Source organism: Flavobacterium muglaense, from assembly GCF_014305155.1.
GTDB lineage: Bacteria > Bacteroidota > Bacteroidia > Flavobacteriales > Flavobacteriaceae > Flavobacterium > Flavobacterium muglaense.
Window position 1 is genome coordinate 50,691 of sequence record NZ_JACRUK010000020.1, and the last position, 13,336, is coordinate 64,026.

At 34.3% G+C, this 13,336-nt stretch carries 13 protein-coding genes; 2 read left to right on the plus strand and 11 right to left on the minus strand.

Annotation, left to right across the window (positions count from 1 at the left end):
* Window positions 1-40: 40 nt before the first annotated feature.
* From H8R24_RS09845 to H8R24_RS09895, 11 genes are all read right to left on the minus strand, one after another.
* On the minus strand, window positions 41-643 hold the full coding sequence (locus tag H8R24_RS09845; RefSeq protein ID WP_187018418.1) for a GNAT family N-acetyltransferase: 603 nt from the start codon (window positions 641-643) through the stop codon (window positions 41-43).
* Window positions 644-670: 27 nt separating this feature from the next.
* Window positions 671-1,030, minus strand: a complete 360-nt coding sequence (locus tag H8R24_RS09850; RefSeq protein ID WP_187018416.1) for a hypothetical protein — start codon at window positions 1,028-1,030, stop codon at window positions 671-673.
* A 69-nt stretch (window positions 1,031-1,099) separates the two neighbouring features.
* On the minus strand, window positions 1,100-2,278 hold the full coding sequence (locus H8R24_RS09855; protein ID WP_187018414.1) for an AIR synthase related protein: 1,179 nt from the start codon (window positions 2,276-2,278) through the stop codon (window positions 1,100-1,102).
* 189 nt (window positions 2,279-2,467) lie between these two features.
* Window positions 2,468-3,961 (minus strand): carboxypeptidase regulatory-like domain-containing protein, encoded by a 1,494-nt coding sequence (locus H8R24_RS09860; protein WP_187018412.1) that lies wholly within the window; start codon window positions 3,959-3,961, stop codon window positions 2,468-2,470.
* Between the two features lie 48 nt (window positions 3,962-4,009).
* Entirely contained in the window at window positions 4,010-5,398 is a 1,389-nt protein-coding gene (locus tag H8R24_RS09865; protein ID WP_187018410.1) for a CsgG/HfaB family protein, read from the minus strand.
* A 1-nt stretch (window position 5,399) separates the two neighbouring features.
* Entirely contained in the window at window positions 5,400-5,801 is a 402-nt protein-coding gene (locus tag H8R24_RS09870) for a curli production assembly/transport component CsgF (RefSeq protein WP_187018409.1), read from the minus strand.
* A 16-nt stretch (window positions 5,802-5,817) separates the two neighbouring features.
* The gene (locus H8R24_RS09875; RefSeq protein ID WP_187018524.1) at window positions 5,818-6,138 is read right to left on the minus strand and encodes a CsgE family curli-type amyloid fiber assembly protein; all 321 of its coding nucleotides are present in this window, start codon (window positions 6,136-6,138) and stop codon (window positions 5,818-5,820) included.
* On the minus strand, window positions 6,114-6,542 hold the full coding sequence (gene csgH, locus H8R24_RS09880) for a curli-like amyloid fiber formation chaperone CsgH (protein WP_187018407.1): 429 nt from the start codon (window positions 6,540-6,542) through the stop codon (window positions 6,114-6,116). Before csgH ends, H8R24_RS09875 begins: the two co-directional genes overlap by 25 nt.
* 7 nt (window positions 6,543-6,549) lie before the next feature.
* A complete protein-coding gene (locus tag H8R24_RS09885) occupies window positions 6,550-7,089 on the minus strand; it encodes a hypothetical protein (RefSeq protein WP_187018405.1) in 540 nt (179 codons plus the stop codon).
* 63 nt (window positions 7,090-7,152) lie between these two features.
* Window positions 7,153-8,007 (minus strand): hypothetical protein, encoded by an 855-nt coding sequence (locus tag H8R24_RS09890; protein WP_187018403.1) that lies wholly within the window; start codon window positions 8,005-8,007, stop codon window positions 7,153-7,155.
* A gap of 679 nt (window positions 8,008-8,686) precedes the next feature.
* Complete coding sequence (locus H8R24_RS09895) at window positions 8,687-10,876, minus strand: glutamine synthetase III family protein (protein WP_187018402.1); 2,190 nt, start codon at window positions 10,874-10,876, stop codon at window positions 8,687-8,689.
* Between the two features lie 234 nt (window positions 10,877-11,110).
* Between H8R24_RS09895 and H8R24_RS09900 the strand changes: the two genes are divergently transcribed.
* A complete protein-coding gene (locus H8R24_RS09900; protein WP_187018400.1) occupies window positions 11,111-12,124 on the plus strand; it encodes a glutamine synthetase beta-grasp domain-containing protein in 1,014 nt (337 codons plus the stop codon).
* A gap of 141 nt (window positions 12,125-12,265) precedes the next feature.
* Window positions 12,266-13,216 carry a TerC family protein gene (locus tag H8R24_RS09905; protein WP_187018398.1) on the plus strand — a complete coding sequence of 317 codons (951 nt, stop codon included), beginning with the start codon at window positions 12,266-12,268 and terminating at the stop codon, window positions 13,214-13,216.
* Window positions 13,217-13,336: the final 120 nt, after the last annotated feature.

Below are 13,336 nucleotides of genomic sequence, written 5' to 3' on the forward strand. Positions count from 1 at the left end.
AAACAAATTACAATAGAATCTCATTAGCCAAAAACAATTATTAATATACTCTTTTTTTTAACAAATTATATTTTACTTCATCAAACCACTCTTTTTTAAGAATACTTAAAATAATAGCATCACGACGTACTTCACTTTCCAAAGTTGGCATATGACTTCTCAATATTCCTTCTTCTTTACAGCCAATACTTTTCATTGCTGCGATACTACGTTTATTGTTATTATCCGCGCGAAATTCTACACGCTCCATTCCAAGGGTTTCAAAAGCAAATTGCAACAGTAAGTATTTACATTGTTTATTAATTCCAGTACCCCGAAATTGCTCTCCGTACCACGTATACCCTAATTGTAGGGTTTTGAACTCTAATTTGATATCATAGAAACGAGTGCAGCCTGCATATTTACCAGATTTTTTATCAAAAACGATAAAGGGAAATTGATTTTGATTTTCTCTTCCATCTATCGCAGTTTGAATGTACTTGATCATATTGTCTTTACCATCCACGCGAACCATAGAATACTCCCAAGTGTTGGGCTCATTGATAGCAAAAGGAACTAAATATTCTAAATCACTTTCTTGAAGAGAACGAAGTAAAACATGATTATTTTCAAGAACTAGACCCTGAGAAAAGTTTAAACTCATACATCAACTATTTAGAAACACAATATACTATTCACTCATTTCATCGTAACGCTCCGGCACTTGAGGATCATACAACGGACATTTGAATTCCTCCATTATATTCACCAACTTATCCATCGTTGTACCTTGTGTACCATAGCAATCAATTTTTATACTTTGTGCAGTAGTACGCACTTGAAAAGCACCTACTCCAACATTGTTTTTCCAGCTTTTATCATCTACTTTTTCCCATTTTGAGAATACTGATGCTATTCTATTCAAAATTACTTGAACAGGAAGTTCTTCTAGTCCGTCAATTATTGCTTGCTCTTCAGAAATGGATTCATAAACCAAGTGATGGTTTAAATATACTTCTTCTAGATATTTCCAAAATACTAATTCGTACATTTTATTAAATTGAAAGATTAAAAAATTGAAAGATTAAAAATCTATCAGTCACTACATGCATAACGCTTGCTAATATTCAAAAGTTCCGTATTCACTATTGATTGTTAACTTTTTATCATCGCCAGCTTCGACTCTACCTACAATTTGAGCATCTACATTGAATGATTTAGAAATTGCAATAATATCCTGCGCTATAGCCTCAGGAACATACACCTCCATACGGTGTCCACAATTGAATACTTGGTACATTTCTTTCCAATCTGTTTTTGATTGTTCTTGTATCAATTTAAAAAGTGGTGGTACCGGAAATAAATTATCCTTTATAATGTGTAAGTTTTGTACAAAATGTAAAATCTTAGTTTGCGCTCCTCCACTACAATGCACCATTCCGTGAATATCATCAGATGAGTATTTATCTAAAATTTTCTTGATAATAGGTGCATAAGTTCTCGTTGGAGAAAGCACTAACTGCCCTGCATCAATAGGCGAATTTTCGACAGCATCCGTCAGTTTTACTTGACCTGAATAAATCAAATCCTCAGGAACTGCAGCATCAAAACTTTCAGGATATTTGGTAGCTAAATATTTTTCGAAAACATCATGACGTGCCGATGTTAAACCGTTACTTCCCATTCCGCCATTGTAACTTTTTTCATAAGTTGCCTGACCAAAAGAAGCCATTCCTACAATTACATCACCTGCTTTAATATTAGCATTATCGATTACTTTTGAACGTTTCATGCGAGCCGTCACCGTAGAATCTACAATAATGGTACGTACCACATCTCCTACATCGGCAGTTTCTCCACCTGTAGAATGAATGGTTACACCAAAAGTTTTTAACTCCTTGATTAACTCTTCGGTTCCATTAATAATCGCTGATAAAACTTCACCAGGAATCAAATTTTTATTTCTTCCAATTGTGGATGAAAGCAAAATATTATCTGTTGCTCCTACACATAATAAATCGTCGATATTCATTATCAATGCATCTTGAGCAATCCCTTTCCAAACTGAAATATCTCCTGTTTCTTTCCAATACATATAAGCAAGAGATGATTTTGTTCCCGCGCCATCAGCATGCATGATCAAGCAATAGTCTTCGTCCTGAGTTAAATAATCTGGAACAATTTTACAAAATGCTTGTGGGAATAAACCTTTATCAATGTTTTTAATGGCGTTATGTACATCTTCTTTGGATGCCGAAACACCACGTTGTGCATATCTTTTTGAAGTATCTGAACTCATTTAGTGTAGTTGTGTAAATTGCTAATCAGCAACTGGGTTGTTTTGGCAAAGATAAATATTTTTTTTGGGTTTTGCCTATTGGGATTCAGGAAGTCTTGCAGGAAAAATAGCGGCTAGATTAAAAGATAATGCGCGTAAAAATGCCTATCTAAAACTGATAGGCATTTTCAAAATGAAATATACTGGTTATTATTCCCAATCTGGCATGTAAGCATTACTAAAAAGTACCGCTCGTGATGCTCCCAAGTTATTTATGTTAGGCGTGAACCGCACTATGTTTTTTACTGACAATCCATCATTTGAAGTATTCACAATAATGAGTTCCGACTCGTTAGGAGAATATCTAGCGTCTAGATCTAGTGTACCAAGCGGTTTATCGATACCAATTTGAGTAATTAAGCTGGTGCTAAAATCATATTGAAAAACCTGAGTGTCCAGTTGTCTGTAATTTTCGTTTTCAAAACCAGAAACATCCCTTGTAAAGAGTAGCTTTTGTCCTGTAATTGCAAAATTAAGTCCACCAATTGCACCTGTTGTTCCCGAAATAATTTGATTCACAACTACGCCGGCAGTGTTTATGACGTAGATCTCGGTCTTATATCCGCTAGCATCGTTTACTTTTAATGCTATTTTACTACCATCGTTACTCCAGTCACACTCAGATATAAACTTGCCATTGGGCGTTTGATACAATTGTGTCAATCCGCTACCATCTTTATTTATGCGATATAATTTATCGAAATAAGGATAAATGATTTGACTGCCGGAGCTATCCCAAGAAAAATTGAGATAATCAGGATTGAAACCTGCAATAGGAACCGAATTTGTGACTTTTGTAACAGCAGTCCCATCAGGATTCATTGTGTAAATATGATTTTGAGCTCCGCTAGCTCTAATGAATGCTATTTTATTAGATTGATTGTTTTTTCTGGGTCTCCAGCTGTTGACATTTGAGCTAGTTATTTGCAATTGATTTCCGTTTTCGTCACCCGAATAGATAACATTATTATCGGATATTTTTTTTACAAATAAAAATCTACCATTAGGAAAAGGCAAGGTTGTAAACGATCGAACAGTACTAAGTACAGGCGGATTTATTCCATCAGATGCCGAAACTTGAAAATAATACTTCGTACTATAAGTTAATCCTGTTATTGTAAAATTAGTAACCGCTATATCTTGATAGACGATGACATCACTATTGTTATCGTTTCTTAGAGTGACTTCATACTTCAACGCATCATCATCTGGATCTGTAGCCGTCCAGCTAAGATTTACTGAAAGTGGTTGATCAATAGCATTCTCGAGTGGACTTACCAAGGTAGGCGCTACCGGCGGTTTATTGTTAGTTGTTGATAGCTTAAGTTCAAATACTAAACTGGTGGTTTGTCCCACGTTTACAGTCGCGGCTTCAAACTTAGAAACATAAGCGTCTTTTTGAGCTTCAAAGGAATAGTCACCCACTTTTACATTTGGCACTGTAAACTTTCCATCGGCATCCGTAAAAACTATACTCGTATTGGGGCTTGAAAAAACTTTAACATTAGCCAAAGGAGTAAAATCGACGGCGCTAACTACCTTACCTTCTACCGTTCCATACTCCTCACCAGGGGCTTTTTCCTCACTACAAGATGCCATTACAAAAACAATAAGAAAACTAATTATAAGATAAATATTTTTCATCCGTATCGAATTAAGATTTATAGACACCACTATTTCTAGGGAGGACTTTTACTTTTTTTTGTATTTCTCAAACACATTACTTTTTTTACTTGAAAAATAATAGGTTAATCCAAAGCCAAATCGGTAATAGAAATCATCTCGAACTCCTCTTTTGAGATAATCAACATTATCACTAAAGGTCAAGTTATGTTCCCCATAGAGCTTAATCCCAAGATGATCTGACGCCATATATTCTAGCCCTGCGCCATACTGTACTTTGGTATGTATGTTTTCGAATTTTTTATTTACACCATAACCACCACCGGCAAAAATATAAGGCGACAATTTGTCTTTGGGTAGCAAAATATACTCGGCATTTAGATCAAATGTAGCATAACCCGCGTCTAGCAAATTTTTATTAGCTAGTTTCATCACATTAGTAGAAGCACTCAAATTAAAAGAAGGAGAGAAAAAATATTTCAACGCTCCACGTCCCATCGGACGCATGATCGAACTTGGATAATCACCATCCATCAAAGCAGTCCCTCCTGCTAATTCAATAGCAAATCTAGAACGCCTCCCTATTAAATTTCGACCATAAATAGTTTTAAAATCGGCCTCTAAACTCTCCTGTTTGTACTCGTTTAATGCAGCATCAACTACTTCTTTTGACGCATCTGATTGCCAAATACCATCTTTTATCCCTTCTAGTACTAGCGTTGAAACTGCTTTTTCAATCGCTTCGGTAACCGCCATTTGCACGGGTTCATTGGTAGTATAGCCTGTTTCTACTTCTAACAACCGTTTGTAACTAACATACTTAAACAAGCTTTGATCTATGGCTTGGGATAAGATTGTTTTTGAAATATAAACCGACTTTAAAATTTTTCCATTGGCCGTAGAAACCATACGTAAATAGATGGTTACTCGATCTTGCCTGTATTTCAATGATCCACCTGTACCAAAATACCGAGCACCAAAACCGCCCGTAATGATATTAGAATCATAGGAAACAATCCCTCCTTCTAGCAACACACCAGCATAAAGCAATGGTGTAATTTGAGGTACATTAGGATCTACATCTTTAGTATATTCTTGTCGAGTAGAGCGAATTAAATTTCGCTCTTGCAGCAAATTGCCTATATTTTCTCTTTCTATAGGAATAAACCATTTTGAATCCTCCAATGCTTTGATCAATATCGAAGTAGCTCCTTGTGTGACTGCGGTACTAAAATTACTTCCGTTTTCTGAAGCTTTGTACTGCCCTGTTTGATCTCTAAACTTATAAAGACCCACTACAATTTGCTCCTTTGGTTTTGGTAAATCTTTTAAAAGTGTAGTTGCTGGCGTACTCTCGCCAATAATCGCTCTTTCTATGCCGGTGGGTTGATTGTAATAAGCACCACAGCCAGCAACCATAAAAAAAACAAGTATAATTAAGTAATTATATAGTCTCATATTATTTGTTTGGAATGATTACTTGCGTTTTTTCGCCCGTTTTAGTATCTAATATATCAACTGTTAAACCTCCAGAAGAGGGATATATCTCTACTGCCAAACTACCAAAAGTATAACTACCTGCACTAATTCCTTCGGCACCAAATTGCTGTGTAAATAAGGTTCGTGATACAGCGCTTAACAGCTGTGAATTAAGATCTTGTGTAAATTGTTGCAGCTCTGTAAGTTCTGGAGTTTGAACGGTTTTATCTTTAAATTTATTTTGAGCCTCAGCCGCACTCATCATCCATTGATAATTAAACGTATCGCCGCCAAAAGCGGGATTTTTGGGCTTATAAACCAAATCTTGCGCGAAAACTGACATTGAAAAAAAGAATAGAGCGAGCGAGAATAAGAGTTTCATATAATCTATATTAAAATTAATACTGAGTAAAATATTTGCTTTCTTTTTCTAGGTTTTTCAAATACAAATAAGATTCATAAATAGCCTGCTTTGCCATAGTGTCAATGTATTCTTCGTCTGGACGTGCTAAGAATTCATAAACAACCTCATTTTTAATCTTGATACTAATTTTTGTATTTCTTGAAAAACTAAATTCTTCTTCAACCACAACGATTTCTTTTGAATTAACTCTGTATTCATTATACAAATAATAAAAACGATCATAGAAATCCTTCCCTACTCTGGTCTTTGTTTCATCTGATACGATACCCGTTAATTCAAATCCGTCTGTAGGTATTTGTGCTGCTTTTTTTTTTCATCTCCAAAAACGACTCTGTCCTTCCCTATTAATTTTTTATTTTCATCATAAAAAAGCAATAAAACAATCACTTGATCCTCTTTACTTAAATTAATCTGAGTAGTTGATAGGTTTTTATTTTCATTGGGATTCAGACTAAAAAAGCCTTCTTGCGCATTTGTTGAACTGTTATTTGTAGTCGTGTTTTTTTTTATAACTGATAAAGTATAGGACATACTTTGAACCATTGCTGTTAGATTTTCGGCAGTACCCGTTAACTTAATATTACCCTCTATTTGTTCAAATTCTATTTTAGCCTTCACTTTGGTATTTGAAATCTGAGCACAACAAACCACTGAAAATAGCGAAAATAAAATACCGGCAAATAGATTGTAACGATTCATAACTTGATTATTTATGATTGATAATTAAAACTGATGCTCCATTTCCTTTTTGTATTACGGTCATGTCTTTTGAAATAGAATTGACACCATAATTTTGAATACTTTGATTGTTCCCTTTTTGAATAAACTCCATATTTATATCGTAACCAGCAGGATTGTAAGTTGATAAATCTCGAATGCGGTTATTGTGACCCTCTTGAACCACTCTTTGCATTAAGGTATTGGTGTTTTTATTGAGTTCAAATTCGTTTCTAGATCCGTTTTGAAGGATATCAATAGCTACTGATGATGCCGCTATTTTTAAAATACTTTTATTGTAGTCACCTATTTGATTGACGCTTATATCACCATTACGATAAAAATCCTCGGTCGAGGAACTTTTTAGATTTTTATAATCCATTTGAGAAACTAAATGATATTGTAAGTCCTTAGAATACTCATTTAATGAATTATCATTTTTGATTTTATTTTCTTCAGTTGATTTTTGACAAAAAGAAATTTGAGAAAAAATCAGAATGAAAAATAATGCAACTATTTTAGTTCTCATGATATTCGGTTTTAGATAAAAAAAAGAGGTAGCCTAATTCAACTACCTCTTCAATTCTACAAGTTAATCTTGACGAACAGTTACATTGTTATTGTTACCTGTTTGCGAAACCATACTCATTTGTAATCCATTTTCTTGAATAACTCTACTGTAGTTATTATCTCCAAGTTGCATTATTTTAGACCAGTTTTCATCACCAGATTGTCTAGTTATTGCAGTGTTTTTGTCGCCTGTTTGTGTTGCCCATGCTTTGTTTTTATTTCCATCTTGAAAAGTCATAGCATCATTTTTATCACCCGTTTGCGTAGTCCAAGCTTTGTTTCTATTTCCGTCTTGAATAGTTTTGGCAAAATTATCTTCCCCTCTTTGAGTTTGATAAGCGTCATTTCTATTTCCGTCTTGACGAATAATAGCTTCACTACCTTTGGCTAAGTTTGTTAAAGTGCTTTGATCTTGGAACGCTTCATTTAAGTTTCCATCTTGCACTACTAATCCAGTGTTTCTGTCAAAACGTTGTTTTTGACTAGATTCATTTTTTTCACCATCTTGTCTAGCTGTAGCTGAATTTTTTTCAGCATAACCTACTCCTTGGTCAATAGTAGCAAGGTTAAACTGATCTTTTTGCACTACTCTTGCCGTGTTTTTGTCACCATGTGAGCCTATTATTGCTTGTTGATTCTCACCTGATTGGTTTACAAAAGCTTGATTTTGAGATCCTCCAAAGGCAAAATTCATTCCATCTTGATTGACTGAAGACAAATGATGATCACCTGTTTGCACAATAGCTGCTGAATTTCCGTTACCTACTTCTGTAACAATACTGTAATTGGCAGCATAAGTTGATACTGCTGCTCCTTGAGCCAAAACCATCGCTGTTCCGAATAGCATCGCGGAGATGCTTAAAATTACTTTTTTCATAATAAATATATTTAATTGGTTATTAATACAAGTTATTATGTAGGTTACAATAAAAACTAAGGGGTTAGTTTTTTATCATTGTAGGTTGTAAAAGAGATAGTGGGCACTATCTAAATAATCTAAACAACACTATTTTGTTTAACACTAAAACAGTTGTTGTTGTTGGATGATTACATTTCAAATATAGAAAACATTTTTAAAAACCACCTCATCACAAGTGGTTGTTTTCCAATAAATTACAAATTTTTCGATAAAATGCGTTTCTAATCCGATGAACTGCATTTTTAAAAAAAATGGATATAAGAAAAAAATTACGAAGAAAATTAAAATGCTAAAAACAGAGAAAACGATAATTTCAATAGTTGTTTTTGAAATTTTTCTATAAAATAACTATAATTTTTTACATATAATGCAATTCTCTAAAAACTTTACCTTTAAAAACAAAATGCTTTTTTAGCCCGCTAACTCCTCCTGTAGCGCTCCTTTTAAATCCCAACATTTTAATTGCATCTACTTTACCATCCCTAACAATTAATCGGCAATAAGCACTGCCAACTTTTTCAATAAAAAAAACAATCGTTAAACAAAATATAATACAATCATTCAATTAATTTGAAAATCGCCCATAAAAAAACCGCCTCAATTGAGGCGGTCCTATATAACAATATGTTATTACAATTTATTTTGTAAACAACAATTCTCTATATTTAGTTAATGTCCATAATTCATTATCAACTAGAAGCTCTAATTTATCACAGTGCTCACGAATGATTTCAAAATATGGTTTTACATTATCACAGTAAGCTTCAGCCATTAATTGCGCATCAGTCATTACATTGGCTTTCTTTCTTTCATTAGTCATTGCTAATACTTTAGAATTGATACCTTCGATATGTTTCGAAATGTCTTTGATAATTATAATTTGCTCTTTTGCAATTGTTTCAAAGTCTGAACCAAAGATATCTTTCAGCCCTTTTACGTTTTCAATTAACGTATTTTGGTAACGAATTGCTGTTGGAATTACGTGATTTGTCGAAATATCACCTAAAACTCTTCCTTCAATTTGTATTTTCTTAGTGTATTCTTCTAATTCAATTTCGTAACGTGCTTCAACTTCAATGTGGTTCATAATCCCCATTTCCGAGAATAAATCCAAAGCTTGTTTAGACGCTCTTGCTTTCAAAGCTTGAGGAGTCGTTTTAAAGTTACTCAATCCTCTTTTTTCTGCTTCAATTTCCCAAGCTTGACTGTACCCATCTCCTTCAAAAAGGATTTTCTTAGAATGTTTGATGTACTCTCTCAAAACATTGAAGATCGCATCATCTTTCTTCATGTCTTTTGTTTCGATCAAAGTATCAACTTCTTTCTTAAAGTCTTTCAATTGTTTAGCAACAATCGTATTCAAGGTAGTCATTGCGTTAGAACAGTTTGCGGTAGAACCTACAGCTCTAAATTCAAATTTATTTCCTGTAAAGGCAAATGGTGATGTTCTATTTCTATCTGTATTATCAAGAATTACTTCTGGAATCTTACCTACAACGTTTAATTTTAAGTCGGTTTTTTCTTCTGGAGATAATTTACCAGTAGTTACACCTTCTAATTCTTCTAACACTTTAGTTAATTGTGCTCCAATAAAAACAGAAATAATTGCTGGTGGCGCTTCATTAGCTCCTAATCTGTGATCATTACTTGCTGTAGCAATTGCTGCTCTTAACAAAACTTCGTGATCATTAACTGCTTTAATAGTATTAATAAAGAAAGTTAAAAACTGTAAGTTAGTCATTGGCGTCTTACTTGGACTCAATAAATTCACTCCAGTATCTGTCGCTAACGACCAGTTGTTGTGCTTACCTGAACCATTTACACCTTTGAATGGTTTTTCATGTAATAATACTTTTAAATCATGACGTTCAGCCACTTTTTGCATTACATCCATTAAAAGACAGTTATGGTCAACCGCTAAATTCGTTTCTTCAAAAATTGGTGCAAACTCAAATTGATTTGGCGCAACTTCATTATGACGAGTTTTAACTGGTATTCCTAACAACATACATTCTTGCTCTAAATCTCTCATGTACGTTAATGCACGTGTAGGAATTGAACCGAAGTAGTGATCATCTAATTGCTGTCCTTTGGCAGAGGTGTGACCTAGTAAAGTTCTTCCTGTCATCATTAAGTCAGGACGAGACTCTGCTAAAGATCTATCTATTAAGAAATATTCTTGTTCCCATCCTAGGGTAGCAGTAACTTTCTTTACATTTTTATCAAAATATTTACATACATCAGTAGCCGCTTCATCCATTGCAGATAATGCTCTTAATAAGGGGATTTTATTATCTAATGCTTCTCCAGTGTATGAAATGAATACTGTAGGGATGCATAAAGTTGTACCGTATATAAATGCTGGAGATGTAGGATCCCATGCAGTATATCCTCTAGCCTCAAATGTATTTCTAATTCCTCCGTTAGGAAAACTAGATGCATCTGGCTCTTGTTGCACTAATTGCGCACCACCAAATTTTTCAACTGGATCACTCCCGTCATAAGATGTTTCAAAAAAGGCATCATGCTTTTCAGCTGTTGCACCTGTAAGTGGTTGAAACCAGTGTGTATAATGAGTTACTCCTTTGGCAAGAGCCCACTCCTTCATACCCATTGCGATATAGTCTGCTAATTTTCTGTCTATTTTAGCACCATGTTGTACAGCGCTTTGAACCCCTTTTAAGGCATCCGAAGTCAAATACTGCTTCATTGCCTTTTCATTGAACACATTTGAACCGAAAATAGCAGATTTTCTTCCTGATTCTTCAAATTGAACTGGTTTTCTTGTAGAAGCTTCTCTTAAAGCTTGGAAACGAATTGTTGACATAATTTTTTTTTTACAAAGATAACAAATTCTAAACAAACCAGTCCAATCTCCAGATGAATATCCCCTAAAAATACCCCCTTAAAATAACAATTTAAAAATTCAACCCTATCAAAAATGGGGTTTTCGTAAAAACAATACGAATCACAACAAAAGTACCCCCGTATTTATCATCAAATAAAAAATATGTCTACATTTGCGTGAAATTTGTAAAAGCAACCAAAAAACTATATTATTATGACTAAAATAAAATTAGAATACATCTGGTTAGACGGATATGAGCCTACTCAAAACCTTAGAAGTAAAACTAAAGTTGAAGAACATGAAAACTTCCAAGGAACATTAGAAGAGCTAGGAAACTGGTCTTTTGATGGATCTTCTACTAGACAAGCTGAAGGTGGATCATCGGACTGTTTACTTGTACCGGTTGCTATTTATCCAGACCCTACTCGTTTAAACGGGTACTTAGTAATGACTGAAGTTATGAATCCTGACGGAACTCCACACGTATCTAATGGTAGAGCTACTATTGATGATGATGGTGATTTCTGGTTCGGATTTGAACAAGAGTACTTTATTATGGATACTAAAACATTATTACCACTTGGCTTCCCAATTGGTGGATATCCAGCACCTCAAGGAATGTACTACTGTTCTGTAGGTGGAAAAAACACTCACGGTAGAGATTTAGTAGAAGAGCATGCTGATCTTTGTATCGCTGCTGGACTAAACTTTGAAGGAATCAATCAAGAAGTTGCTTGTGGACAATGGGAATTTCAATTGTTTGCTAAAGGTGCAAAAATTGCAGGTGATGAGATCTGGATTGCTAGATACTTACTTGACCGTTTGACTGAAAAATATGGTTACTATATCGAATACCATCCAAAACCACTTGGAGACACAGACTGGAATGGTTCTGGAATGCACGCTAACTTCTCTAATGAAGTATTAAGAACTTGTGGTTCTCGTGAAACTTACGAAAAAATATGTGAAGCATTTAGACCTGTTACTGCTGAGCACATCGCGGTTTACGGCGCTTACAATGATTTACGTTTAACAGGTAAGCATGAAACTGCTTCTATTCATGACTTCTCTTTCGGAATTTCAGATAGAGGAGCTTCAATCAGAATTCCTTTGATTACGGTTCAAAAAGGTTGGAAAGGTTGGTTAGAAGACAGAAGACCTGCTTCAAACGGAGATCCATACAAAATTGCTGCTCGAATTATTACAACTGTAAAATCAGCTTTGTAGTTAAACCTCATTTTATACTAAGGTGTCATTATTTACAATGACACCTTTTTTTATACCTTATTATAATGAATCGGTTATTCTAAAATTAATATTGTAGTTAAAAATCAAAAAGTATCTTTGTACTTATAAAAAACTAGCTGTATGATTATCTGGATATCCTTTTTTGTAATAGTCCTATTTATTCTTATTTTAGACCTAGGGGTTTTTAACAAAACACCTCACATCATCAGTACCAAAGAAGCAACAAAGTGGACCGCCATTTGGGTTAGCATCTCTTTTTTATTCTCAGGAGTCATCTACTGGATATACAACAATAACTATATTGACAATCCTGATCAATTAAAACCTATTAATGCTTCTGTAAAATTCATTACCGGTTATTTAATCGAATTATCCCTAAGCGTCGATAATATTTTTGTTATTGCCATCATATTTGCCGCTTTTAAAATCCCTCAAAAATACCAACACCGCGTTCTCTTTTGGGGAATTCTTGGCGCCATTTTCTTTAGAGGTCTTATGATCTTTTTTGGAGTCATGCTTGTTAACAAATTCAAATGGACTACTTACATTTTTGGTGCTTTTTTACTTTACACGGCCTTAAAAATGCTGTTTACTGGAGAAGACGACAAATTTGAACCCAAAAAATCTATTGTCTACAAAAGCCTCAAAAAAATCATGCCAATTTCAAATCATATAGATCAGGAACATTTTTTTGTAAAACGCCGCCATATAACTGCCGCTACTCCTTTATTTGTAGCCCTAGTCGTTATTGAAGTTATGGATGTAGTGTTTGCAATTGACAGCGTACCTGCAATACTTGCAATTACAAATGATCCTTTTTTAGTGTTTAGTTCTAATATTTTTGCCATTCTTGGCCTTCGCTCCATGTATTTCTTTTTGGCTAATATGCTAGAAAAATTCAGCTACCTAGAGTACAGCCTTATTGCCATACTGAGTTTTGTAGGACTAAAAATGTTATTGCATGATTTCATCAAACTACCCGAATGGGTTTCACTGGCTTTTATAGCAGTCGCATTAATTACCGGAATCGTCGTTTCTTTGCGCATAAACAAAACCAATACTTCTAAATAAATGAAGCTCATTCATTATAAAGCATAAAAAAAGGGAGACTTCACAGGAGGGCACTGAAAAACTACGCATATTTTGATTAACGTCGTTTTCTAGAGATTAAAAAAGCGCTTATAATAGGAT

Excerpts from the sequence above, each read along its gene's own strand:
- H8R24_RS09845 (WP_187018418.1), bottom strand. The coding sequence starts at position 643 with ATGAGTTTAAACTTTTCTCAGGGTCTAGTTCTTGAAAATAATCATGTT.
- H8R24_RS09870 (WP_187018409.1), bottom strand. The coding sequence starts at position 5,801 with ATGAAACTCTTATTCTCGCTCGCTCTATTCTTTTTTTCAATGTCAGTT.
- csgH (WP_187018407.1), bottom strand. The coding sequence starts at position 6,542 with ATGAATCGTTACAATCTATTTGCCGGTATTTTATTTTCGCTATTTTCA.
- H8R24_RS09860 (WP_187018412.1), bottom strand. The coding sequence starts at position 3,961 with ATGAAAAATATTTATCTTATAATTAGTTTTCTTATTGTTTTTGTAATG.
- H8R24_RS09900 (WP_187018400.1), top strand. The coding sequence starts at position 11,111 with ATGACTAAAATAAAATTAGAATACATCTGGTTAGACGGATATGAGCCT.
- H8R24_RS09885 (WP_187018405.1), bottom strand. The coding sequence starts at position 7,089 with ATGAGAACTAAAATAGTTGCATTATTTTTCATTCTGATTTTTTCTCAA.
- H8R24_RS09850 (WP_187018416.1), bottom strand. The coding sequence starts at position 1,030 with ATGTACGAATTAGTATTTTGGAAATATCTAGAAGAAGTATATTTAAAC.
- H8R24_RS09865 (WP_187018410.1), bottom strand. The coding sequence starts at position 5,398 with ATGAGACTATATAATTACTTAATTATACTTGTTTTTTTTATGGTTGCT.
- H8R24_RS09905 (WP_187018398.1), top strand. The coding sequence starts at position 12,266 with ATGATTATCTGGATATCCTTTTTTGTAATAGTCCTATTTATTCTTATT.
- H8R24_RS09855 (WP_187018414.1), bottom strand. The coding sequence starts at position 2,278 with ATGAGTTCAGATACTTCAAAAAGATATGCACAACGTGGTGTTTCGGCA.
- H8R24_RS09895 (WP_187018402.1), bottom strand. The coding sequence starts at position 10,876 with ATGTCAACAATTCGTTTCCAAGCTTTAAGAGAAGCTTCTACAAGAAAA.
- H8R24_RS09890 (WP_187018403.1), bottom strand. The coding sequence starts at position 8,007 with ATGAAAAAAGTAATTTTAAGCATCTCCGCGATGCTATTCGGAACAGCG.